The sequence below is a fragment of the Lachnoanaerobaculum saburreum DSM 3986 genome, assembly GCF_000185385.1.
Classification (GTDB): Bacteria; Bacillota; Clostridia; order Lachnospirales; family Lachnospiraceae; genus Lachnoanaerobaculum; species Lachnoanaerobaculum saburreum.
In genome coordinates, this window is the sequence record NZ_GL622296.1 from 3012432 (window position 1) to 3037543 (window position 25112).

Consider the following 25112-nt stretch of genomic DNA (forward strand, 5'->3'; position numbering starts at 1 on the left):
GTTTGTCTTGGCATCTGCCGAGCAACGCCGCCAAGTACTCAAACTATAACTAATCTTCATAATACTTAAATATAATAAATAATCCATACAGTAAAAGGGCTGTCACAATCTCTGTGTAACAGCCCCTTTTGTCTATTTAATTGCTGTAAGTATCTTATCGCCTACCACCACATCACCAAAAGGTACGCAAGTTATATCACTGTACTCAAAGCTGTTTGTTACAAGTACCGGAGTTGTCATAAGATATCCCGCCTCACTGATTGCCTTTGAATCAAACTTCATAAGTGCCTGACCCTTCTTAAACTTATCTCCGTTGGCAACCAATGCTTCAAAATGCTTTCCGCCAAGCTCAACTGTATTTACACCTATATGCACAATAAGTTCAACGCCATTATTAAGCTTCATGCCCACCGCATGACCCATAAGTGCTATTACAGTACCGTCATCAGGTGCATAAACCGTATCACCGTCAGGAATAATACATACACCCTTTCCTAAGATACCTGCTATAAAGGTCTCATCCTTAGTTTCTTCCATAGAAACAATCTTTCCGCCAAGCGGTGATGCTACATCTACAGGTGCCTCTTTTACCGGCTTAACCTCAACTCTTAAGTCCTTATCCGCTTTTGCTTCATCCACACTTCCAAGTGCCTGTGCATCCTTATTCTCTTCCACAGGTTCCGTATTCAGGTTGGCATCTATAAGACTTGACGGTGTAAGTACCCAGCTGGCGGCAAATGCTACAGCCATTGCAATAATAAATGTCAAAATATATCCGATAGGATTTGAAAGTGTAAGAAGTATTCCGAATATACCTGTTACACCTGTTCCTGTCGCTCCAAGCCTTATGATAGAAGCAAACATTGCACCTACCGCACCGCCCAGACATCCTGCAATAAAGGGCTTAAAGAATCTTAAGTTTACACCGAAAATTGCCGGCTCAGTGATACCCATAAATGCTGAAAGTGATGAAGGAAAACAAAGGCTTTTAATCTTAGGATCCTTTGTCTTTACGGCTACTGCAAGACAGGCACCGCCCTGTGCAACATTTACAGCCGATGCAAGCGGCAGCCAGTATGTCACACCATACTTTGCTATCTGCCCCAGATCAATGATTGTATACATATGGTGAATACCCATAACTACAGTCGGTGCATACAATGCACCCATTATAAATGAACCTATACCGAAAGGTATTGCTATAAGCATCTGTACAGCATTTAGGAAAGCGTTCTCAACAATTACAAATACAGGTCCTATAGCTGCAAGTGCAAGGTATCCTGTTACAAATACCGATATAAGAGGTGTGGCAAAGAGGTCAAACATAGCTGGTATCACTTTGTGCAGTCTCTTTTCTATATGTGACATTACCCAAACCGATATCATTATAGGAATAACATGTCCCTGATATCCGACCATCTTGATTTTCCAAAGTCCGAAGAACACATTCTGCATCGGTATATCTGTTGCGGTAGCTATATTCCATGCATTCACAAGGTTCGGATGAATCATTATCATACCGATAACTGCACCTAAGTACTGATTACCGCCGAATACTCCCGCCGCTGAAAATCCGATAAGTATAGGCAGGAACACATATGCTATATTTGAAAACAGATTTGCAAATACATATATTGATGATGTTGTATCAATATTTAAAAATCCGTTTTTTACCATAAAGTCAAGTGCATTCATGATGCCCATAAGGAATCCTGAAGCCACAATGGCAGGAATGATAGGAACAAAAATATCTCCCAATGTCTTTATAAATCTTTGGAATATATTTGTATTGGCCGCCGCTGCCGCCTTTGCCTCTTCCTTTGTAGCACCTGATATACCTGCTACATTTATAAACTCATCATATACCTTATCTACAGTACCTGTACCGTAAATTATTTGTAACTGGCCTGAAGCCTCAAAGACTCCCTTTACGCCTTCAATATTTTCTATAGTCTTTTTATCAACCTTACCGTTGTCGACTATTACCAGGCGCAATCTTGTGGCACAATGTGCAGCAGAAGCAATATTTTTACTGCCACCTATCGCCGCCAGTACTTCTGTGGCAGATTTGCGATAATCCATAACAATCCTCCATATCTAAATAACAAAAGTATTATAAAAAACTTTTAAGAACTTGTAGAATAACTACATTTTCTCTTAATCTTTGCTATATTATAAAATAAATAAATTTATAAAGCAATCATTCACAAAGCAGACATATATAAGTATCTGTTATGTATATTATTTTGAGATTTTTGTTTAGCTATTTCATTCTTTTTATAATATGAAATCAGACTATATATCCATAATGGTAAAATAGATTAAAAATTTATTTTATATTCAATATTTTTTACTGAACACTATTGTAATACTCCTATAGTAATTTTATTTTTAACCGATATACCTCTATGTATTTCTTCTGCCGTATCTAAAATCTTTTTTGCCATACTGTCATAAATAACCCAGTGAAACTCCTTATTTGCAATCTTATCAATACTGCTCTTCGTATCCATACTATAAAATTCCTTATCGGAATTTCTTAACTTTACAGATGCCAAATATGAGCCGTATAATGTCTGTGCGCTTAGTGCCACCACGGTCTTTATATCGGATCTTGAAATTAAAAAGTATTTCATAGCCCTCTCAGCCTCATCCCTGTTCTTTCCTGCCTCCAATATCGTTATCTTTTCTTTCTGTTCATCTGTAAACGATTCTAAAAATGTCTTTTTCCTTTGATTATTTACCGGATCGTCCTCTGAACCTGTAAGCAACACTACTCCATTTTCAATAAGATTTTTATTTAAAATCATTTTTGCCAACACCCTACTGCCAAAGTCATTGTCATATTCCATATAAACCGTACCCGAATCAGCAAAATCGGGATTTTCCAAAATTATTACAGGCTTTTTTATCCCGGCTAAAGTTTTTCTCACCAAATCACTTTCTATCGGGGCAATAACTAAAACATCCGCTCCATATGAATCTAGCTGCTCAATATCCCGACACTGTTGTAAATCATCATTTCCGGCAACTTTCATTATCACATTCAAATCCCTGTTTTGTTTTTCAGAATCTATTTCTTCCATAAGTTCTCCATGTGAAGGATTTTCAACCTCCGGCAGACTGATGCCCACCAAACAGGAATATGGCTGTGCATTTTTATATTTATCACCATAAAGCTTTTCCACTGTAAATACTGCTAAAACAGATAACAGGATAAAAGATATTGTAAATACCTTTCTAATACCGATATTGATTTTTGTCATACTTTTCTCCATACTGCCTTGGTGATTCCCCCATGTATTGCTTAAATACTTTAGAAAAATAATGCTGGTTTGCAAAACCGACCATTTCAGATACGGTGTTTATAGAATACTCTTTCGTTTCCAGAAGTTCGATTGCTCTTTGAAGCCTTAGTTTAATCAGCCACTGTGTAAACCGTAAGCCTGTCTCCTCTTTAAGTTTATGTGACAAATAATCAGGGCTTACAAACAGCTTTGAAGCGGCATATCCAAGGTCCATATCTCTGTTTGTATATTGTTCCTTTAAAAGCTCCAGACATTCTCCTACAAATCCCTTTCTCTGCCTTCTTATTTCTTTGAACGGAACCTTCAGCCTTTCCAGAATGCTTTTTAATTCTTCCTCTTTTATCGGTTTTAAGAGATATTCTCTTACACCAAGTGAAATAGCCTGTCTGGCATATTCAAACTCATGATACCCTGATATGATAATGATGTCGGATTTTGATTTTTCCGTCTCACGAAGCTGCCTTACAAAATCAAGTCCGGACAACTTAGGCATACAAATATCTGCCAAAATAATATCCGGTCCGAAAATTTCAGCCATATTCAAAGCCTCCACTCCGTTCTTTGCTTTTCCCACAATACTCAATCCCGACTCAAAACCTGTAAGCATTTCTGCCAAACCGTCTCTAATCATAGGTTCATCATCTGCAATCAATACTTTCCTCATACTTAATACCTCTTTATATTATTTAAATTCCTCTTAACATCTCATTATATATAATTTTCTTTTAATATTAACAATGTTACCATTGTAAATCCGTTCCTGTCCTTCTCATAAATCAATCCGCTACCCTTTGCAAATCTGTGCCACAATCGCCTTCCTACATTTTTAACACCGAAACCGCCGACCCAATCATCCCAATTATTTGTAGCTAAACATCTGTTCAGATGTTCCATTATATTATCATCTATCTCCTGTCCGTTATCTCTGATTTGTATTTTGATTCCGCACAAAACAGGTTCAGCAAAAATTTGTATTTTGGCATCGGCATTATCAGATTCTTTAATACCATGGTATAAACAATTTTCAACCAAAGGCTGCAAGCACATCCTAAGCACAAGCTCATCACGAATATCGGGAGAACAAAAAATCTCATATGTAAACATATCTTTATAACGCATACTTTGAATCTCCAGATATGCTTGAATCATCCTAAGTTCTTCCTTCAATGAAATCATCTCATGTCCGTTACTTAGACCTATGCGGAAAAAATCAGACATAGTTTCAACCAAATGTATGATATCATTTGCACCATGCTTTCTTGCCATCCATGAAATCATATCTAAAGTATTATAAAGGAAATGCGGTTTGATTTGCTCCTGCATTACCATCAGTTCCGCTTCTCGCTTCTGTTTTTGTTCTGTTTCCATCATTTCCATAAGCTTCTTTAATTTTTCTACCATCTTATTAAATGATTCTCCCAAAATTTGAATGTCATCTTTACACTTCCCTCTAAACCGCACATCTAAATTTCCTTCTGATGCCGCCCTCATTAACAATGAAAGTTCCGTTAAAGGATTAATAATTTTTAAAAGAAAGCAAACAGACCATATCATAGCAACCAAAAAACAGATTCCTGCCATACATATTGAAATCTGGCTCATTCTAAGCGGTATATATCTTTCCTTATCTATATTATAAGCTCCTACAATCAAAAGCTTATTGTTGCGAAAACGATTAAACACAAACTTATAACTTTTTGAATATATTTTAGAAACCACTACACCTTCATCATCTGTAAACCAATTCGGATTGACCCTATATACTATCTTATTAACTGGACTCAAAATAATTTTCCCGTTTCCATCCATCAAAAAGAAAAAATTTTCCGTATCTGATTCAAGATTCTGATATGCCGTTTTAAACTCCTCCAATGATACATCTACCATCAATACGCCTATTGCTTTTTCACCTTCATATACAGCCTTTGCAATAGAAATATAACTGTCACTGTCATAGTGCTTCCAACTTTGCAGGTTTCTAAGCTCACTGTCAAACTGATATGAACTGCCTTTTTGTATTGCCTGTAAAAACCATTTTTCGCTATAAAAACTTTCATGTACCGGTCTGTACATATCATTTGAAATATAATTTTCACCGTCATTTGATACCAAAATCATATTCAAATAGTCCTCATGAATATTTTCATAAGTATCAAACATATCACGCACTGTTTGTTCATACCTGATTTTATTTTCACCGTCCGCACTGCAAAGATAATTCTTAATTTCTCCCGTATTTGCCAAAATTTCCAAGGTGTCATCCACAGAACTTATTTTTACTTCAAAGGATTTTGCAAGCTGCCTTTGTAACTCTGTTATATATCTCATTCGAGAGCTGAGCATTTCTTTTTTATAAATATAATTCCCTGCTAAAGTCAACACTACAGCCACAAAAAAAATCATAGCCCCTTGGAACATTAAAAGATCTCTTTTCATACTTGCACCTCGATTTCATTATATCATAGCCCCCTGTTTTTTATAACTAAAATAGGGGCAATACTGCCCCCGAAATTTTATATATCCGCTTAATAATATTGATATTTACAATATGTTTTTATCTATTTACCGCCGTATTTGGTTAACAATTCTTCAGCATTTTCAGGTATAACAACCTCTGACTTTAATGTAATATTCTTCTCAAGTTCCTTACCCTCAACCAATAACTCATATGCACTTTGAATGGCTTCCGCACCGCCTGTAGGATATACCTGTGTCATATTGATTCTCTTATCAATAACACTCTTTATTCCGCCGTCAGGAGTAGGTAATCCGTCAAAGCCGACAAACTTAATATCCTTTTCTCTTCCTGCCTGCTTTGCCGCAATATAAGCTCCTTCAGCCATCGGATCATTTAACGCTATAAACAGGTCTATTTCCTTATTTGTCTGTAACATTTCTTCCGCTACTGTAATCGCCTTTTCTCTCAACCAATCCGCATTGTTTACAGCAACTATTTCAATCTTCGGATTTGACGCAATTCCCTCTCTAAATCCCTTATCTCTGTCGATTCCGCCTGAGGTGCCTTCAAGTCCTTTTATTTCACAAACCTTTCCGCCGTCCTTTAAAAGGGTATTGGCTACATATTCTCCGGCAACTCTACCCATATCCACATTGTCGGCACCTATAAACTGTGTATATGTATCGCCGTCAATCTTACGATCAAGGAGTATTACAGGGATTCCCGCCTCATAGGCTTCTTTAACTACATTTGTAAGAGGTGTTGCCTCATTTGGCGAGGTGATAATCAAATCCACCTTCTGTTGTATAAAGTTTTGGATATCCGCTATCTGCTTTGAATTGTCCTGAGCCGCATCGGCATAGATTACCTTAAATTCAGGATGCTTTTCAGCTGCCGCCTTAATTTGGTCATTCATTGCCACACGCCATGGCTCACCCAGATTACACTGTGACATACCGATTACAAATTCTTTTTTATCTGTTTTTCCTGTCGCCTCACTCTTACTCTCTCCTGCATCACTTTTTGACTCCTGACTTTGAGCTGCTGTAGTAGAAGTACTTTGACCTCCGCCTCCACAAGCAGTCAATCCCAACGCACAAACTGCCGCCATTCCAAATGTGAGCATTCTCTTAAAACCTTTTTTCATCATACAATTCTCCTTCCTTTTATGTCTGTTATCTTACAGACTGTATTTATTTTTATAGTACCGATATACGGTATAAAGAATTCTAATCAGCTTTTCTTTCAGATTGCATAAATACGGCAATGATTATAATGAGTCCCTTTACCATCAACTGTAAATTTGAATTGACTCCCTTAAGTCCAAGTACATTATCAAGCAATCCCAAAATCACCGCACCTACCAAAGTACCCATCATAGTTCCTTTTCCGCCTGCCAGTGAAGTTCCGCCTATAGCACAGGCCGCAACCGCATTTAACTCATATCCTATACCTTCATTCGGGCCACCCTGGCTTATCTGTGCCGCATGAATCATTGCGGCTACCGCAGATAACATACTGCAAAGTACAAAAGCTATAATCTTTATTCTGTCTACGGGTATACCTGCAAGATATGATGCATTTTTATTTCCTCCGATTGCATACACCTTACGACCGAACGCTGTCTTTGAGAGTACACATTGGAAAATCAAAAGCAAGCTTATAAATATAATTACAGGTGCAGGTATTACTCCGAAAGCCTTTTCCTGAAGTAATCCGAAAGCAGGAGGTGCAAAGCCCTCTCCCTTGCCGTATGCCAGAGGTATTCCTACTCCGTTTGACCAAAATCTTGCAAGCCCTCTTGCAATATTCATACTTGCAAGAGTAACTATAAATGCCTGAAGTTTAAGCTTGGTTACACATAATCCGTTAAAAAGTCCGTACAGCCCTCCGATTAAAAGACTTAAAAGCACTGCCGGAAACATCCCGAGTCCGTTTCTTACCATCAATGATGCACAGCCTGTGGAAACCAATCCCACTATTGAGCCGACTGACAAATCAATATCTCCTAAAATCAATATCATTGTCATACCTATGGCAATAATACCGGTTTCGGAAACCGCACGGAGTACATTCATAAGATTCGGAACGCTTAAGAATACATTTTCTCCGTCCCTGATATTGATAAGGGTAGCTACCACTATGATGATTATAAGAGCAATATAGCTTTGAAATTGTTTTAAAAAACTTTCTATTTTTTGAATTTTTAATTTATCAGCATCCATGATTAAGCCTCCACTACATCCTTTCTATCGGTGGCCGCAGCCAGTAATATTTCCTGAGTGGCCTCTTTTCTTGAAATTTCTCCTGTCAGTCTGCCTTCACAAATAGTAATAATACGATCACAAATCCCTATCACTTCAGGAAGTTCTGAAGATATCACCACTACTGCAAGTCCGGATGCCGCCAGTTCATTAATTAAAAGATATATTTCCTCCTTGGCTCCTACATCAATACCCCTTGTAGGCTCATCAAGTAAAAGCACCTTCGGTTTTGTCAAAAGCCATCTTGCAAGAATAACCTTTTGCTGATTTCCTCCGGATAAAGAGCTTACAGGTACATTTGGAGACTTGGCTTTTACATGTAACCTGTTCATATATTCAATCCAATCTTTTTTTTGTTCACCGTCTCTCATAAATCCAAAGCTTGAATAATGATCATATATAGGAAGTGAAATATTATCACCTATACTTCTGCCAAGGACAAGGCCTGTACCCTTTCTGTCTTCTGTCGCAAAAGAAATTCCGGCATCAATAGCATCTTTAGGTGAGCGTATCTGTAAAGCCTTTCCGTCAATCAGTATTTCTCCTGTGGTGCAGGTTGCATGTTTTCCTACAATACTCTCAAAAACTTCAGAACGTCCTGCGCCTGCAAGCCCTGCTATTCCAAGTACTTCACCTGCTCTTACCTTAAATGAGATATCTTTTAGAGAACGCTTAAAGCTCTCCTTTGGAGGAGTGAAGTTTAAATTTTTCACCTCAAGAATTACATCTCCGATTTTTACATCTCTTTTCGGATACTGTTCCTCCACCGAGCGACCGACCATCATTGCTATAATCTCCTCATTATCGGTCTCCTTTGCTTCCTTGGTACCTATATATTCTCCGTCTCTCATTACACTGAGTCTGTCGGATATTTTAAATACTTCTTCCATACGATGTGTAATATAGATAATACCGCAACCCTTATTCTTTAATTTTTCAATTACATGAAACAGTTTTTTTGCTTCCGGTTCACTAAGTGCGGAAGTAGGCTCATCCATTACTATAATCTTTGCATCACAGGAAATGGCCTTGGCAATCTCAACAAGTTGCTGTTCCCCTATACGCAAATCCTTAAGTTTAGTGCGGGTATCCATCTCCCATTCAAGCATCTTCAAACATTCTTTTGCCATATCATGCATCTTTTTCTTTTGCACAAATCCGATTCCGGCGGTCTGCCATCTTCCGAGAAAAATATTTTCCGCAATATCCAGTTCAGGTACAATCTGCAATTCCTGGTGAATCTTTACTATCCCAAGACTTCTTGCCTGAATAGGGTTTTTTATCTCCCTTTGTACACCGTCAAGTAAAATCTCACCCTCATCCGGATGCAGGGAACCGCTCAGTACATTCATCAAAGTGGACTTGCCGGCACCGTTTTCGCCCATCAATGCCAGAACTTCTCCTCTTTTCAGATTCAAAGAAGCCTTCTTTAATGCCTTTACAGGACCGAATGACTTACTGATTCCTTTCATTTCCAATAAGTAAGATTCCATTTTCCCTCCTACTGTCAGTTTTATAAATCAAATATAAATTTTTTACCGATACTATTAGTTATTCACACTTTTACTTCGTTCTTCTTTTAATATATATGTTTTTCTTTATAATGTATTTGTAAAAATCCTGATTATTTGTATAATTTTCTTTGTTTTCAACCGTATTTACAACCACAAAAAACCGCAGGCTTTGCCGGCGGTAAAATATAAAATTTCTGTATAAACCTGTACTATAAATTTGCAATTCTCTGCTTATATATCTTCTTCATCAAATAGATGTCAAAAAACGCACATCCAAGTTCCGCAAGCGGAATGGAATACCATACAGCCTCAAGTCCGAACATATTTGAAAGTACATATGCAAGAGGAATTATTAAAACCAATTGTCTGAGGAATGAAGCATACAGCGCATACATACCGTTGCCAAGGGATTGGAATGTTGCAATAGCCATAACATCAAATGCCGCCAAAATAAAACAAAGACTGCAAATTCTAAGTGCTGGTATTCCAAGTTTCATCATCTCTTCATTCGGGTTAAAAAGCATCATAAGCTCTTTTGGGAAAAGCCAAAAGATTGCAGTACCGATCACCATTATCACGATTGAAGTAATAAAGGAATATTTGAGTACTTTTACTATTCTGTCCTTATTCTTAGCACCGTAGTTAAACGCCACAATAGGTGTCATACCGTTGTTAAGCCCGAAGATAGGCATAAAGACAAAGCTTTGAAGCTTATAATATATTCCGAGAACATTTACCGCCATATCTGAATATGTTACCAAAATTTTATTCAGTCCGAGCATCATCAGTGTTGACATAGCCTGCATTGCTATAGACGGTATTCCAACCTTATATATTTGTTTGATTATACCGAAGTCAGGTATAAATATATGTGTACCGAATTTTATATCCACATCTTCATTATATTTCATATTGAAGATAAAAGATAAAATCATTGCAATTATCTGACCAGCAACAGTGGCAATTGCCGCACCTGCTATTCCAAGCTTAGGTGCTCCGAAAAATCCGAAAATAAGTATAGGATCCAGAATAATATTTATAATTGCTCCCACACTCTGAGTAATCATATTAAAAACAGTCTTTCCTGTAGACTGCAAAATTCTCTCAAATGTCACTTCAAGCATTAATCCGAATGAGAATATTGTAACAACGGATAAGTATGAATATCCGAGCTGTCTGATACTCTCACTCTTAGTCTGTGAGTCAAAAAAAAGCTTTGTACACAATACACCGAATAATGCAAACATAATCGAAGCCAGTATACCTAGGAGTATGGCATTGTCGGCAGTCAGTTTTGCCTTTTTTTTCTTGCCCTCACCCAGTGATCTTGAAAGCAGTGCATTCACGCCCACACCTGTACCTACAGATACCGCTATCATAAGTATCTGTATCGGATATGCCAAAGATACCGCCGCCAATGCATCGGGACTGTATCTTGCCACAAATATACTGTCTACTATATTGTAAAGTGATTGCACCAAAAACGAGATTACCATAGGTGTACTCATAGCAAACAGCAACTTACCTACCGGCATCACTCCCATACGATTTTCTTTTTTCTCTGTCATATTCTCTCCTAAAAGTTTATCCTTTCTATTCTACAACTTATATCTTCCTTTTTCTATATAAAATTTTGCTTCATCACTTACATTTTTGACTTTTATTTTACATTACAGAGTCTATAATGTGAACATAATATGAATATTTCTTTTAAAAGTTGATAAAGTCCTCTTCAAGTGCTAAAATAACTTGATTAATAAACGCTTTTACAATAATCTATATCTTAGATGTTGTTAAGCCTAATTTATTTTTGGAGAAACCATAATGAATTTTATTGAGAAAATATTTGGTACACATAGTGAAAGAGAGCTTAGAATTATAGACCCTACTATTGATAAGATAGAGAGTCTGCGTCCTACTATGCAGGCCATGAGTGATGAGGAATTAAGAGAACTTACACCAAAGTTCAAACAAAGATTGGCAGACGGAGAAACACTTGATGATATCTTGCCTGAAGCATTTGCAGTTGTAAGAGAGGCTTCAGTCAGAGTTACAGGTATGGAACACTTTAGAGTACAGCTTATGGGCGGTATGGTCCTCCACCAAGGACGTATTGCAGAGATGAGAACCGGTGAAGGTAAAACCCTTGTTTCCACATGTCCCGCATACCTGAATGCACTTGCCGGCAAAGGCGTACTTATAGTAACTGTCAATGACTACCTTGCGCAGCGTGATGCTGATGAGATGGGACAGATACACAGATTTTTAGGTCTAAGTGTAGGTTGCGTTCTAAACTCCATGACTTCGGAACAAAGACAGGAACAATACGCCTGTGATATCACATATGTCACCAACAATGAGCTTGGATTTGATTACCTTCGTGATAACATGGCAATCTACAAAAAAGATCAGGTGCTTCGTTCACTTGATTATGCGATTATCGATGAGGTGGATTCCATCCTTATAGATGAGGCAAGAACGCCTCTTATTATTTCAGGTCAGTCAGGCAAATCTACAAAACTCTATGAGATTTGTGATATGCTTGCAAAACAGCTTGAAAGAGGTGAGGCAAGTGCCGAGTTTACAAAGATGGGTGCTCTTATGGGAGACGAAATCGAAGAAACAGGTGACTTTATTGTAAATGAGAAGGATAAAGTGGTAAATCTTACTGAAGAGGGTATCAAAAAGGTAGAAAAATATTTCAATATAGAAAACCTTGCAGACCCTGAAAACCTTGAGATCCAGCACTGTATTATACTTGCTCTAAGAGCCAACAACCTTATGTTCAGAGATAAGGACTATGTGGTAAAAGATGATGAAGTACTTATTGTTGATGAGTTTACAGGTCGTATCATGCCCGGCAGAAGATATTCTGACGGTTTGCATCAGGCTATAGAAGCTAAAGAGCATGTAAATGTTCAAAGAGAGTCAAGAACTCTGGCTACTATCACTTTCCAGAACTTCTTTAATAAGTTCAAAAAGAAAGCGGGTATGACAGGTACCGCTCTTACTGAAGAGAAGGAATTCAGAAATACCTATGGTATGGACGTTATTGCCATTCCCACAAATAAGCCGATTGCAAGAATTGACCATGAAGATGCGGTTTATAAGTCCAAAAAAGAAAAGTTCCATGCGGTTGTAGAAGATATCAAAGAGACTCATGCAAAAGGACAGCCCGTACTGGTAGGTACTATTACCATAGAGACCTCCGAGATGCTTTCAAAGATGCTCAAAAAAGAGGGTATCCCGCATACAGTACTCAACGCCAAGTTCCATGAAAAAGAGGCTGAAATTGTAGCAGGTGCAGGTATACATGGTGCCGTCACTATTGCCACCAATATGGCAGGTCGTGGTACCGATATCAAGCTTGACCCCGAATCTGTAAAACTGGGCGGTCTGAAGATAATAGGTACTGAAAGACATGAGAGCAGACGTATCGACAACCAGCTTAGAGGTCGTTCAGGTCGTCAAGGTGACCCGGGTGAGTCAAGATTTTATATCTCACTTGAAGATGATCTTATGAGACTTTTTGCATCTGAAAGACTTATAGGTATCTTCAATGCACTCGGTGTTCCCGAGAATGAACAGATCGAACATAAGATGCTTACAAGAGCTATAGAAAAAGCTCAGATGAAGATAGAGAGCAACAACTACGGTATAAGAGAGAACCTGCTTAAGTATGATGAAGTAAACAATGAGCAAAGAGAAGTTATCTACGAAGAGAGAAACAAGGTACTTGAGGGTGACAATATGCGTGATACCATCCTTCGTATGGTAAATGACGTTATAGAACACTCTGTGAATATGGCTATTTCTGATGAAGTACCTTCTTCAGAGTGGAATATAAGTGAACTTCATGAACTTTTACTTCCAATCATTCCGCTTACTTCGACAGACTACAGTACCGGAACCGATAATATGAAAAAGGATGAACTTATCCATAAGCTGAAGGAAGAGGCTGTTAAGCTTTATGAAGCAAAGGAGGCGGAGTTCCCTGATGCTGAAAAGATTCGTGAGCTTGAGCGTGTTGTGCTTCTTAAGGCTATCGACAACAAATGGATGAACCATATTGATGATATGGAGCAACTCCGTCAGGGTATAGGCTTACAGGCACTTGGTCAAAGAGACCCTCTTGTAGAGTACAAGATGGCCGCCTATGATATGTTTGACGAAATGACCAGAGGTATTGCCGAAGATACCGTACGTATCCTATATCATATAAAGGTTGAACAAAAGGTGGAGAGAGAACCTGCCGCCAAGGTAACCGGAACCAATAAGGATGACAGCACCGTTAAAAAACCTATCCGTATTGAAGCAAAGGTTTATCCGAACGATCCATGTCCATGTGGAAGCGGAAAGAAGTACAAACAATGCCATGGCAGGAAAGGAATGACATTATAATTCATGAAAATCAAAAACAACGGAGCAGGCTTTATAATAAATATCATCATAGGTATAGCACTGATTGGCGGAGCTTTGTTTTTCGCATGGAGCAAGTCGGCGGTAATACTCAGCTTCAACTCTGCAAAGAGGCTTTATGATAAGGGGTATTATTTTACCAGTGCTTCAAAGCATAATGAAGACAGTCTTTATGCTGTAGCCGTACATGATATAATTGATACCGGCTACGGCTCAAGTGATGGAGATTCTGAGGTTTATACTTTAAGGTCGGATGACGGAGTCTATTTTTTGGAGGCAAATCCTACAAACAAAAAGATTAAATCCATGCTTGAGGTATTTGATAAATATGCCAAGGATGAAAACAATGAAGGCAAAGACGCGCCTGTTGACTACCTTGTAGTGGAAGTAAAGCAAGATACTTATAATCAGCTTCCTACTATAGCCGATGAGATTGACCCTGACAGAACCTACAGAGCTAACGGTACTCTATATGATACATTTTATCTTTCAAATACCTCACTCACAACGGAAACGGTTTTTGCCGTCGGAGGTACAATACTTCTCTTTGTGATAGGTATAGGATTTATCATTGCGGCTGTCAACAGAAAGTCTGCCAATTCCGAAAACTACGAAAGGCTCTGCGCATTGGACGAAAGACTTAGAGATAATCTTGGTGAGCTTGACAATATTTCAGACTATGTAGACAAGTCTTTGGGAGCTTATGTGTACAAGGATTTCCTTATACTGAATACAAAGTTCGGACTTGATATGTATAATCTGAATAATCTTGTATGGCTGTATCATCGCATTACAAAGCATAAGATGTATTTGGTAATTACAGTAGGTACAGACTTTTCATTACAGATAAATCTTTATGAGAACGGAAAACTGACTGAACACAATGTCAAAATAAGCAATAAAAAGAGTGCCGAAAGCTCTATTGAGGCTTTGATATCCTATATTGCTATGCATTATCCGAATGCTTCGGTCGGATTCAGTCCTGAAGCAAGAGAAGCTTATAAAGAATTTAAGCTTTCACATAAATAATATAATCAGTCTTAAAATCATGATAAAACTTATGATTTTAGGACTGTTTTTTTGTCAGCAATAATTTTTTTTGCTATAATATTTTTATGATTGTACAGACTACAATCCTATATCAAACAATTAAGGATTTATATGAATAAAAAAACATTAAAAATACTGGAATTTGAAAAGATAATAAACAGTCTGACAGATATGGCAAGCAGTGAGCCTGCAAAAAGGCTCTGTAGCAATTTAAAGCCGTCTACAGACATTATAGAAATACAAAGAAACCAAAGTCATACAACTGCCGCACTTGACAGAATCAGACTGAAGGGCAATCTTTCACTCTCCGAGGTAAAAGATATAAAGGATTCGCTAAAACGGCTTGAGATAGGCTCTTCTCTCTCTCAGGCGGAGCTTATGAAAATCCTGTCCATACTGAATGCTTCGGCTAAGGCAATCTCATACGGACTTCACAGTGACGACCCTGAATATGATGTATTGGAAGAATACTTTAGAGGACTTGATGAATGCGGCCCTCTAAAAAAAGAGCTTTCAAGATGTATTATCTCGGAGGAAATAATGGCGGATAATGCCTCCCCCGAACTTAGTCATATCAGAAGAAAGATAAATCAAATAAACTCCAAGATGTATACCGAACTCAACAATATTTTGAATGCACATAGAGAGTATCTGATGGATTCGGTAATCACACAAAGAGACGGTGCATACTGCCTGCCTATAAAAAGCGAGTATAAAAATAAAGTGGCAGGTGTGGTACATGACCGGTCTTCTACCGGTTCTACAGTATTTATCGAGCCGCTTGCAATAATCAGAATGAACAATGAGCTTAAATCACTCTCAATGGATGAGAAAAAAGAAATTGAAAAAATACTTGAAAGTTTAAGCTTGTTTGCAGCGGATTATATAAATATACTTGAGAATAATTCAAAAAATCTGATTTTTCTTGACTTTGTATATGCCAAGGCAAATCTCTCAAAAAAGATGAACGGCAGTGAACCGAAGTTTAACTCAAAACATTATATCAATATAAAAGAGGGCAGACATCCACTTCTTGATACGAAAAAGGTGGTACCTATCAACATTTCACTGGGAGATACTTACGATCTGTTGATTATTACAGGACCGAATACGGGCGGTAAGACAGTTTCTCTGAAAACTGTAGGTTTATTCACAATTATGGGGCAGTCAGGACTGCATATCCCCGCTTTTGAAGGCAGCGAACTGTCAGTATTTGATGATGTATTTGCGGATATCGGTGATGAACAAAGTATCGAGCAGTCATTGTCCACATTTTCAGGTCATATGAAAAATATTGTTTACATTCTAAACCATGCGGATGCCGGCTCACTCTGCCTGTTTGATGAGCTGTGTGCAGGTACAGACCCGACTGAAGGTGCCGCACTTGCCATATCCATACTTTCATTTTTGCACAGGATGAAAAGCAGATGTATTGCCACCACCCATTACAGCGAGTTGAAGGTATTTGCACTGAATGAACCCGGGGTTGAAAATGCATCCTGTGAGTTTGATGTGGCAACTCTCTCTCCTACCTACAGGATACTGATAGGAGTTCCCGGAAAGTCAAATGCATTTGCTATAGCCGGCAAGCTTGGGCTTCCTGACTATATTATTTCCGAGGCAGGTACACATCTTGAAAAAGATGCAAAAGACTTTGAAGATTTGCTTGCAAAACTTGAAAATGACAGACAAATTATAGAAAAGGATAAATTATCCATACAAAAGTACAAAAGAGAGATTGAAAGCCTCAAAAGACATTATGACAAACAGGAAGAAAATCTAGCGGCTAAGAAAGAAAAAATTCTGGAAGAGGCTAAAGAATCTGCAAGAAAGATCTTGGAGGAAGCAAAAGTAACCGCAGATGATACAATTAAGAACATCAATAAGATAGCTTCAGGTGCAGGTCTGGGCTTTGCACTTGAAGAACAGCGTACCAGACTTCGTGAGTCCATAAATAAAAATACCAAGTCTGTTGAAGTTAAAAAACCGACAAATAAACTTAAGAAACCGAAGGAACTTAAACTTGGTGACAGTGTGCATGTTATCAGCCTGAATCTTGACGGTATTGTATCTTCGCTTCCGAACCAAAGCGGAAATCTGTTTGTACAGATGGGTATACTAAGATCACAGGTCAACATATCTGATATTGCACAGATAGAAGAACCTGATAAAAAGCCTGAAAATAAAACAAGGAGCAGAGGTTCATCTATGGTAAAGTCCGCCACAATATCTACCGAGATCAATCTTATCGGTAAAAATGTGGATGAAGCCTGCTCAGAACTTGACAAATATCTTGATGATGCTCTACTGGCACATCTTCCCGGAGTTCGTATCATACATGGCAGAGGTACAGGTGCATTACAAAAGGGAATACATGCCTATCTTAAGAGGCAATCATTTATAAAGAGCTACTCTTTAGCCGACTTCAATGAAGGCGGTAATGCTGTAACTATAGTTCGTTTCAAATAAATATTTTAAAGGGGAAACATGGCAGAAAAGCAAAGAATTTTAATTGTAGATGATGATGAAAATATTGCAGAACTTATTTCATTATATTTGATGAAAGAATGTTATGAAACAAAAATAGTGGGTGACGGTGAGTCCGCACTGAATGACTTTGATGAGTTTAAGCCGAATCTTGTTCTGCTTGATCTTATGTTGCCGGGGATAGACGGTTATCAGGTCTGTAGAGAAATCAGAGCAAAATCAGGTACACCTGTCATAATGCTGTCTGCAAAGGGAGAGGTATTTGACAAGGTACTTGGTCTTGAGCTTGGTGCAGACGACTATATGATAAAGCCTTTTGATTCAAAGGAGCTTATAGCAAGGGTCAAGGCGGTAATAAGAAGATATAACAGCAGCACTATTACAGTTCCCGAATTACACAATGGCGGAGAATATGTCGAATATCCTGACCTCGTTGTGAATATGACAAATTATGCGGTCACCTACCTTGGCAAGAATGTGGAGATGCCTCCAAAGGAACTTGAACTTTTATACTTTTTATCTTCACATCCCAATCAGGTCTTTACCAGAGAACAGCTACTTGACAATATCTGGGGCTATGAATATATCGGTGATACCAGAACTGTGGATGTGCATATCAAAAGACTTCGTGAGAAGATACATGACAATCAGTTTTGGTCCATCTCTACCGTATGGGGTATCGGCTACAAATTTGAGGTCAAGAAATGAGGCTCTCTCTATATATAAAGTTTATACTGGCTTATATAATCTTTGGAGTAGCCGGATTTGTAGCGATTGCCACTATATCCAGTCAGCTCACCTATTACTATCTGGTGGAGTCCAGAAGCCAAACACTCTATGATGAGGCAAATTTGATAGCTTCCACCTACTCCACGGTATATGAGGGTCAGAATATATCACTTGAGGAAAGCTATCCGCAACTTAGAGCCGTAGCTACATTTTTAAATGCCAAGATATGGGTAATGAATAAGAACGGAAAAATAATAGTGGATGCCGAGAATAAAAGAGTATCGGACGTTATCTCCGATTTTGACCCTACAGCTACAGGTAACAAATCCTATATGGTGGGAAGATACTTCAACTCCTTTGACGAGGACTATTTGAGCGTCTCCGCACCTATTACAGGCAATTTCCGTACCTATGGCTATGTTGTAATTCACCTGCCTATGAAGAATGTGACTCAGAGCCAATACCATATATTAAATATTGTATATATGACATCTTTGATAGTTTTTTTATTATCTTTGATTATACTGATAGTATTCCAACGTATTGTATACTCTCCTCTAAAGAAGATAACTGACGGAGCCAAGGCATATGCGGAGGGCGATCTGAAATATGAAATAAAGGTAAATTCAAATGATGAGATGGGATATCTGGCCGCCACACTGAATTATATGTCAGACAAGCTGGATGATACGGAAAATTATCAAAAGAAATTTATTTCAAATGTATCACATGATTTCCGCTCTCCTCTTACCTCTATTAAGGGCTATCTGGAAGCTATTTTGGACGGTACCATTCCGCCTGAGATGCTTGAAAAGTATCTGAACAGAGTAATTGACGAAACAAAAAGACTTACAAAACTTACAGAAAGTATACTCTCACTTGACTCTATAGAGAGTGTAAAATTAAATAAGACAAGCTTTGATATAAATGAAATGATTAGAAACACTGCAAGCAGCTTTGAAGTGCAGTGTAACAGCAAAAATATCACCATTGAACTAATCTTTCTGAATGTCTCACAGTATGTGTTTGCAGATTTCAGTAAGATACAGCAGGTGCTGTATAATCTTATTGACAATGCCATCAAGTTTTCTTCACAGAACTCTTCCATCACAATACAGACAAGTATCAGGAAAGAAAAAATATTCGTATCCGTAAAAGATACAGGTATAGGCATTTCAAAGAATGAGCAGAATAAAATTTTTGACAGATTTTATAAATCCGATTTGTCAAGAGGCAAGGATAAGAAAGGTACAGGGCTTGGACTTTCTATTGTAAAAGAAATCCTTCAGGCACATGGAGAGAATATAGATGTTATCAGTACTGTGGGAATAGGAACGGAATTTATCTTCTCACTTCCGATAAGCAAAGAAATATAAGTTTTATATCATAATAAAAAGGTACTCCTTTTTCTTTGGAGTACCGGTTTTTTTACTCTTTTTTCAATTCGACTTTTTGATTCAGCTCCGCAAAGCTTGTAGCAAGTGATGCCAGTCCGCTTAACTCGGTAGGTATAATAATCTTTGTTGCCCTGCCGTCAGCCACCTTTTGAAATGCTTCTATACCCTTTAGTGTAAGAATTTTCTGACTCGGATCAGCTTCCGAAAGTACTCTTAGTGACTCCGCCTGTGCCTTTTGGATTTCAAGAATAGCCTGTGCCTGACCTTCCGCTCTCTTTATCGCAGTCTCTTTCTCAGCCTCCGCATTAAGTATAGCCGCCTGCTTATTACCTTCCGCTACCAATATCGCACTTTCCTTCTTCGCCTGTGCTTCAAGGATATTGGCTCTTTTTTCACGCTCGGCCTTCATCTCCTTCTCCATTGCAACTCTGATATCTTCAGGCGGTAAAATGCTCTTTAACTCCACACGATTTACCTTGATGCCCCATGGATCCGTAGCCTCATCAAGCTCCGATCTCATAGCCGTATTGATGGTATCTCTGGATGTAAGTGTCTGGTCTACAGTCATATCACCTATGATATTTCTAAGTGTGGTAGCTGTAAGATTCTCTATTGCGGATATAGGTCTCTCAACACCATAAGTATACAGCTTAGGATCGGTTATCTGAAAGTATACTATAGTATCTATCTGCATAGTTGCATTATCCTTAGTTATTACAGGCTGTGGCGGGAAATCTACCACCTGCTCCTTAAGTGAAATCACCTTAGCCACTCTGTCAAAAAACGGATTGATAAAGTTCAAACCTGACTGTAATCCCTGTGAATACTTTCCAAGTCTTTCAACTACATACACTCTTGACTCAGGTACAATCTTTATTCCCTTAGCTGTAATCACAAAGATCATTGCAAGAACTACAACAGCAATAACATAACCTATCACATTCATGGTCATATCTCCTTCTACTTCTTTTCAATTATTATCTTATTTCCTTCAAATCTGCTAATATCGGCAATATCACCCTCGTTCAGCTTCATATCTGAAACAGCTGTCCATATGCCCCCCTTAAATCTTACATCATAGACATATTTACCGTCTTCTACTGCTGTAGGCTTCACTATCTTTACTTTCTCCACTTCAAGGCTCTCCTTCCCCTTCATATAGCCTTTGAAGATTCTTCTGAAGAATATAATAAAGAGTAATGAAAGTATACAGAATATGGCAAGCTGTATCTGTGTTGAACTTATAAACAGTGACAACACTACCATAATAAGTGCCGCCAAAGCCAACCATATCGAAACCAAACCGGGAATGATAATCTCGCCTATAGCAAATATAGCAAATAAAATTCCCCAATATAACATATTTCCTCCTCTTTTGCCATTAGATATCTCTACTAAAGGTCTTTAGAAATATAATACTACAAGTATCATATATAGTATAACATAAAATATATCTATATGCTAATAAAACCCCAAGGTATACCTTGAGGTTTTACTTTATAACTATGGATTATCTAACCCACTTTCCGTTTCCGTCAACTCTATAACCGTCCGGAGTTCTTGCATTGTACCACATTGCTCCGTCAGCACCTACATAGTAGGAATTACCCTTATAGTTAATCCATGCATTTCTGTACATATATCCCCAGTTGTCAAAATAGTACCACTTACCGTTGTCCTTTGTCCAACTGTTCTTTACATATCCCATACCTGCATCTACATTCAACATATAGTACCAGCCATGCTCGTCTCTACGCCACTCACCTCTATCTGCCGGCATACGTTCCAAAACTTCCGCCTGTGCTGTCAATGGGGGAACTACCACACTAACCAGACTAAATGCCGCAAATAATACTGCTGCCGATTTAATTAAATTTTTCTTCATCATTCATTCCTCCTTCTATCCATTCACTCAAGTTCTGACAGCTTCACTGTCTACCTGTAGTATAAACTATATTGGGATTTTATGTCTTACATAGTTTTTACAAAATAATGTCTAATTACATACATATTTTATTTACTCTTTAGAACAGGAGTCCAATAACTGTTATTGTAGATATCTGTAAACTTGTAAGTAATTTCATTGTCTTCCTGTATAATTGTATAGGATACTTTTGGAGTATTCTTTCCGACCACATACTCTTCATCAATCTTGTACTCACCAAGATATGTGCCGTCATATCCGTAATAAGAGCATATAAACTGTATCCTGTCTCCCTGAACAATCTCTGTTATATTCTTTGCAACAGTTTCTGTTTGTACAGCATCATAATCCGTATTTGCACCTGCAAGATATCCCTTCGGATGTTCCTTATCAAATATAATTATAAGATTGGCTTTTTCACCGTTTAAAATTACAGGTACACGCCCTATTGTTATAGTTTCATCTCCGTTTTTTGTGGTTGAAAGGTGGTAGTATGCAACCGGTTGCTTATCTATTGCAATCCATGCTCTTTCTTTATCCGCAAGCATATATCCGTTTTCATCAAACTCAAAGAAATTATCAAGTCCCATATCAATATACCCGCTTCCTTCATCCAAAAGCATCTTCTCTTCTATACCGGATACCATATTCCACTCATCTTCCGACAGATATATCTTAGGTGTTGTGTCTATATCATTCCACTGAAGTTTTGACGCATCAAATCTGTTTGATATAACATAATTTCTGATTATATCATCCGACATATTTCTATTTTGTAAAAAGCCTATACTTGATGCATCAAGTCCTATATTTGCAAGGCTTTCTGATGATATGTTCCCCGATATAAGGCTTGATATCAAACTGTCAATATCTGCAACTGAAAGCGAGCCGGAATTACTTCCATTTGAGCTTCCCGGTGAGCTTCCCGGCAATGTATTTGCCGGAGTAGTTTCTCCTCCTCCCGCTATTTGTCCGCTTGCCTGTAATGAAGCAAACTGCTGTATCATCCTTGTATATTCACTGTCCATACCTATATCACCATAAGTCTGAACCATTCTGTCCACCTTTGACAATTTCTTATATGGAAAATATATTGAAAGTCCATATGAATTTGCCATATTTGAAGATGTTCTGTTATATTTTACCGCTCCCAATACTGACTGTATTGTAGGATTATTTTCATCCTGCTCAAGATTATATATAAGATTTACCAGGTCTACCTGATCAATATTTGAGGATTTTGCAAACTCTCTGCTTGCAGTCCTTGCATAAGATACTCTGTTATACTCATTATTTTCAATATATGAGGCTGTATTCTTTGCAAAGCTTGAAAGGCTGCTTGGCATAGTAGCTTTAAGCTCCGCCAAATCCACTACTGAAAGTGTGGTAGACTGCCCCCTTGCACTTTTATTGCTCTCATCAATGAAGTCATCAACTATCCTCTTTCCGATATCAAGTGTAGGTATTGCTGTATTATTGCTCAGCTCTGTAAGCCAATTTGTATAGTACCATCCTGTTCCGGGTTCGGTTTCTTCGGAGGCAATCAGATAATCCGCATAATCTGAAAGCACCAGTGCGTTCTCTGTAGTCGCCATCAAACAGGCATCAAATCCTATAAAATCATACTTTATATTTGTTGCCGCTATTGCCGACTTTATCTTTGACAGATTCATAGAGCCTGTATTTGAATTGTTCTCATCATATCCGTAGCCTGTAACAGAACCGCCGCCATGATCCCATAAGATAAGTTCATTTCTGTCGGCAGGAAAATTTTGCTTACAATATTCTATGAATCTGACCAATGTATTCGGATCGGTCATAGAGGGTTGCCCGTTGTCATCTGCAAGTTTTTTCAGCTTGCCGTCCTTTATCTGATAAATCTGATTGGCGGATGCCGATATTACAGAGTTTTTCCATGCCCTTGCACCGCCTGCATATACTATTACATTGACATTGTCAGACGGCTTTGCCTTAGTCATCTCTATAAGATCATTGGTGGCCATGCCGTACTTTGACTCAAGGTCTGTACCGCACATATATACCATTACGGTTACAATATCACCGCTTGCAGGTTTATAAAATTTTTCTTCGGCATTCTCATTTACCGTTCTGTCAAGTTTTCCTCTGTTATCCTTCACTCCGCTCCATGCATTGCTTACACCGCTTATACTTGAAGCCGCAGTACTTCCGAATGTAGATACCAAATCTTGAACATTAACTTGTTGTGACTGTGTATTTACAGATGTACTGCCGGTTAATCCTCCAAGTAATGAGCTTATAATATCGGTTTTTCCTGTAACTACACCTATTACCGCTATAATTATAACAAAAAGGATACCGAATGGTGAACCTCCTCCTGATGAATTCCTGCTTCCGCCCGAATTGCTTGTAAATGTTCCTCTGCCAAGAACACGCTTACCTGTTCCTGTAACCTCTCTTTCATGTGATAAGGGTCTACCCATCTTCTCTCCTCCTGTTTGTTATTTATGCCGACAATACTTTAAGCATAGTTTATTCTAACAATAATCTCAGCATACCGCAATAAATCATTACAAACAGTTGTTATTTTGCATTATATTTGCATATTACAAGCCTGTTATTCATAAGATATATGATTGGAAGAAAGATTTTGCCATACCATTTCATCTGCTTTGCTATTTGTTTTGTAAAGTTTATAAATCCGATTTGCTTCAGTTTAGGATTAAGTTCTATAATCTCTTTGCCGTTTGTAACTCCAAAATGATACTCGGACTTGGTTCGTTTTACAGCCTTGTTCGTTTTTGCCTTATTCACAAGTCTTTTGGAAAGACAGTCCAGATGAAGTACAAAATGTTCAAAATTATCTGTCAGTATATTTAAAAACTCCTTCACCTGCTTAGGATAAAAATACATAATCATCCCCTCTGAAATAATCAAAAGCTTCTCTCCTTTTGTATCTATCTCCTTTGTCCATGACTTATCAAGGGCTGATTTTTCAATATTTTTTACTCTGTCGTTTTCCTCAAAGAATTTTTTTCTTAAACTTATTATCTCCGGAAAATCTATATCATACCAATGTATTCTACCGTTATCTACACGGAAAAATCTTGTATCCAGCCCTGAACCAAGTGAAACTATATGACAATCGGGGTATTTGTCTATAAACTTTTTCACCTCATCATCCATAACCTTGGCTCTCGCAATAATACCTAAAAGATTCACTTTTTCATTACTGAAAGAGCCAAAATCATAGTCAATCATATCCACCATTTCAGCCGACTTTTTATCCTTTAATATAGATTTTTCAGATCTGTAATCTCTTGCCCTTGCATCCAAAGTTATAAGCATAGTCTCCATAACACCTTCAAGTTTTATCTTCATAAAAGCCTCCATTTACCGCTATATCTGCGGTATAAAAATATATATAATCTGATTATGTTAGTTTTTACTAACTTAGGTTATATCATACTTCTATTTTATGGAAAACTCAATAAATTTATCTTTTTAAGAAATTTATAATAATTATAAAGAATTACATCTTTATAATTTGCCGATCCACGTTTTACTTTACATCTTTAACCTG

General features: G+C 37.9%; 18 protein-coding genes. 5 read left to right on the top strand and 13 right to left on the bottom strand.

Going from position 1 to position 25112, the window contains the following annotated elements; genetic code table 11:
* Nucleotides 1–132: 132 nt before the first annotated feature.
* The 8 genes from HMPREF0381_RS13895 to HMPREF0381_RS13930 form a co-directional block, all read right to left on the bottom strand.
* Nucleotides 133–2082, bottom strand: a complete 1950-nt coding sequence (locus HMPREF0381_RS13895; RefSeq protein ID WP_008752652.1) for a PTS beta-glucoside transporter subunit IIBCA — start codon at nucleotides 2080–2082, stop codon at nucleotides 133–135.
* 278 nt (nucleotides 2083–2360) lie between these two features.
* Nucleotides 2361–3266: a sugar ABC transporter substrate-binding protein gene (locus HMPREF0381_RS13900; RefSeq protein WP_040461568.1), complete on the bottom strand. Its 906-nt coding sequence runs from the start codon at nucleotides 3264–3266 to the stop codon at nucleotides 2361–2363.
* Nucleotides 3241–3972, bottom strand: coding sequence for a response regulator transcription factor (locus HMPREF0381_RS13905; RefSeq protein WP_008752654.1), 732 nt, complete (start codon nucleotides 3970–3972; stop codon nucleotides 3241–3243). Before HMPREF0381_RS13905 ends, HMPREF0381_RS13900 begins: the two co-directional genes overlap by 26 nt.
* A gap of 44 nt (nucleotides 3973–4016) precedes the next feature.
* Entirely contained in the window at nucleotides 4017–5744 is a 1728-nt protein-coding gene (locus tag HMPREF0381_RS13910) for a sensor histidine kinase (protein WP_008752655.1), read from the bottom strand.
* A 122-nt stretch (nucleotides 5745–5866) separates the two neighbouring features.
* Nucleotides 5867–6916, bottom strand: a complete 1050-nt coding sequence (locus HMPREF0381_RS13915; RefSeq protein ID WP_008752656.1) for a substrate-binding domain-containing protein — start codon at nucleotides 6914–6916, stop codon at nucleotides 5867–5869.
* A gap of 79 nt (nucleotides 6917–6995) precedes the next feature.
* Nucleotides 6996–7991, bottom strand: coding sequence for an ABC transporter permease (locus HMPREF0381_RS13920; RefSeq protein WP_008752657.1), 996 nt, complete (start codon nucleotides 7989–7991; stop codon nucleotides 6996–6998).
* 2 nt (nucleotides 7992–7993) lie between these two features.
* Nucleotides 7994–9523, bottom strand: coding sequence for a sugar ABC transporter ATP-binding protein (locus HMPREF0381_RS13925; protein WP_008752658.1), 1530 nt, complete (start codon nucleotides 9521–9523; stop codon nucleotides 7994–7996).
* A gap of 230 nt (nucleotides 9524–9753) precedes the next feature.
* Nucleotides 9754–11112 (bottom strand): MATE family efflux transporter, encoded by a 1359-nt coding sequence (locus tag HMPREF0381_RS13930; RefSeq protein WP_008752659.1) that lies wholly within the window; start codon nucleotides 11110–11112, stop codon nucleotides 9754–9756.
* 256 nt (nucleotides 11113–11368) lie between these two features.
* Here HMPREF0381_RS13930 and secA point away from each other — a divergent pair, with 256 nt between their 5' ends.
* The 5 genes from secA (at nucleotide 11369) to HMPREF0381_RS13955 (ending at nucleotide 19605) form a co-directional block, all read left to right on the top strand.
* Nucleotides 11369–13945: a preprotein translocase subunit SecA gene (gene secA / locus HMPREF0381_RS13935; protein WP_008752660.1), complete on the top strand. Its 2577-nt coding sequence runs from the start codon at nucleotides 11369–11371 to the stop codon at nucleotides 13943–13945.
* Nucleotides 13946–13948: 3 nt separating this feature from the next.
* Nucleotides 13949–14992, top strand: a complete 1044-nt coding sequence (locus tag HMPREF0381_RS13940) for a hypothetical protein (protein ID WP_008752661.1) — start codon at nucleotides 13949–13951, stop codon at nucleotides 14990–14992.
* Nucleotides 14993–15124: 132 nt separating this feature from the next.
* Nucleotides 15125–17482, top strand: a complete 2358-nt coding sequence (locus HMPREF0381_RS13945; protein ID WP_008752662.1) for an endonuclease MutS2 — start codon at nucleotides 15125–15127, stop codon at nucleotides 17480–17482.
* 18 nt (nucleotides 17483–17500) lie between these two features.
* A complete protein-coding gene (locus HMPREF0381_RS13950; RefSeq protein ID WP_008752663.1) occupies nucleotides 17501–18208 on the top strand; it encodes a response regulator transcription factor in 708 nt (235 codons plus the stop codon).
* The gene (locus HMPREF0381_RS13955) at nucleotides 18205–19605 is read left to right on the top strand and encodes a sensor histidine kinase (RefSeq protein WP_008752664.1); all 1401 of its coding nucleotides are present in this window, start codon (nucleotides 18205–18207) and stop codon (nucleotides 19603–19605) included. The genes HMPREF0381_RS13950 and HMPREF0381_RS13955 overlap by 4 nt, the downstream gene beginning before the upstream one ends.
* 52 nt (nucleotides 19606–19657) lie before the next feature.
* Here HMPREF0381_RS13955 and HMPREF0381_RS13960 read toward each other — a convergent pair whose 3' ends face one another.
* From HMPREF0381_RS13960 to HMPREF0381_RS13980, 5 genes are all read right to left on the bottom strand, one after another.
* Nucleotides 19658–20572, bottom strand: coding sequence for an SPFH domain-containing protein (locus tag HMPREF0381_RS13960; protein ID WP_008753534.1), 915 nt, complete (start codon nucleotides 20570–20572; stop codon nucleotides 19658–19660).
* Between the two features lie 14 nt (nucleotides 20573–20586).
* Nucleotides 20587–20988, bottom strand: coding sequence for an NfeD family protein (locus HMPREF0381_RS13965; RefSeq protein WP_008752666.1), 402 nt, complete (start codon nucleotides 20986–20988; stop codon nucleotides 20587–20589).
* 148 nt (nucleotides 20989–21136) lie between these two features.
* A complete protein-coding gene (locus HMPREF0381_RS15635) occupies nucleotides 21137–21514 on the bottom strand; it encodes a choline-binding protein A (RefSeq protein WP_008752667.1) in 378 nt (125 codons plus the stop codon).
* Nucleotides 21515–21639: 125 nt separating this feature from the next.
* On the bottom strand, nucleotides 21640–24012 hold the full coding sequence (locus HMPREF0381_RS13975) for a clostripain-related cysteine peptidase (RefSeq protein ID WP_008752668.1): 2373 nt from the start codon (nucleotides 24010–24012) through the stop codon (nucleotides 21640–21642).
* 100 nt (nucleotides 24013–24112) lie between these two features.
* Complete coding sequence (locus HMPREF0381_RS13980) at nucleotides 24113–24910, bottom strand: class I SAM-dependent methyltransferase (RefSeq protein WP_040461571.1); 798 nt, start codon at nucleotides 24908–24910, stop codon at nucleotides 24113–24115.
* Nucleotides 24911–25112 lie beyond the last annotated feature (202 nt).

Coding starts and splice junctions, on each gene's coding strand:
- HMPREF0381_RS13975 (WP_008752668.1), bottom strand. CDS start 24,012: ATGGGTAGACCCTTATCACATGAAAGAGAGGTTACAGGAACAGGTAAG.
- HMPREF0381_RS13920 (WP_008752657.1), bottom strand. CDS start 7,991: ATGGATGCTGATAAATTAAAAATTCAAAAAATAGAAAGTTTTTTAAAA.
- secA (WP_008752660.1), top strand. CDS start 11,369: ATGAATTTTATTGAGAAAATATTTGGTACACATAGTGAAAGAGAGCTT.
- HMPREF0381_RS15635 (WP_008752667.1), bottom strand. CDS start 21,514: ATGATGAAGAAAAATTTAATTAAATCGGCAGCAGTATTATTTGCGGCA.
- HMPREF0381_RS13965 (WP_008752666.1), bottom strand. CDS start 20,988: ATGTTATATTGGGGAATTTTATTTGCTATATTTGCTATAGGCGAGATT.
- HMPREF0381_RS13960 (WP_008753534.1), bottom strand. CDS start 20,572: ATGAATGTGATAGGTTATGTTATTGCTGTTGTAGTTCTTGCAATGATC.
- HMPREF0381_RS13910 (WP_008752655.1), bottom strand. CDS start 5,744: ATGAAAAGAGATCTTTTAATGTTCCAAGGGGCTATGATTTTTTTTGTG.
- HMPREF0381_RS13940 (WP_008752661.1), top strand. CDS start 13,949: ATGAAAATCAAAAACAACGGAGCAGGCTTTATAATAAATATCATCATA.
- HMPREF0381_RS13905 (WP_008752654.1), bottom strand. CDS start 3,972: ATGAGGAAAGTATTGATTGCAGATGATGAACCTATGATTAGAGACGGT.
- HMPREF0381_RS13925 (WP_008752658.1), bottom strand. CDS start 9,523: ATGGAATCTTACTTATTGGAAATGAAAGGAATCAGTAAGTCATTCGGT.
- HMPREF0381_RS13930 (WP_008752659.1), bottom strand. CDS start 11,112: ATGACAGAGAAAAAAGAAAATCGTATGGGAGTGATGCCGGTAGGTAAG.
- HMPREF0381_RS13900 (WP_040461568.1), bottom strand. CDS start 3,266: ATGACAAAAATCAATATCGGTATTAGAAAGGTATTTACAATATCTTTT.
- HMPREF0381_RS13895 (WP_008752652.1), bottom strand. CDS start 2,082: ATGGATTATCGCAAATCTGCCACAGAAGTACTGGCGGCGATAGGTGGC.
- HMPREF0381_RS13945 (WP_008752662.1), top strand. CDS start 15,125: ATGAATAAAAAAACATTAAAAATACTGGAATTTGAAAAGATAATAAAC.
- HMPREF0381_RS13950 (WP_008752663.1), top strand. CDS start 17,501: ATGGCAGAAAAGCAAAGAATTTTAATTGTAGATGATGATGAAAATATT.
- HMPREF0381_RS13980 (WP_040461571.1), bottom strand. CDS start 24,910: ATGAAGATAAAACTTGAAGGTGTTATGGAGACTATGCTTATAACTTTG.
- HMPREF0381_RS13915 (WP_008752656.1), bottom strand. CDS start 6,916: ATGATGAAAAAAGGTTTTAAGAGAATGCTCACATTTGGAATGGCGGCA.
- HMPREF0381_RS13955 (WP_008752664.1), top strand. CDS start 18,205: ATGAGGCTCTCTCTATATATAAAGTTTATACTGGCTTATATAATCTTT.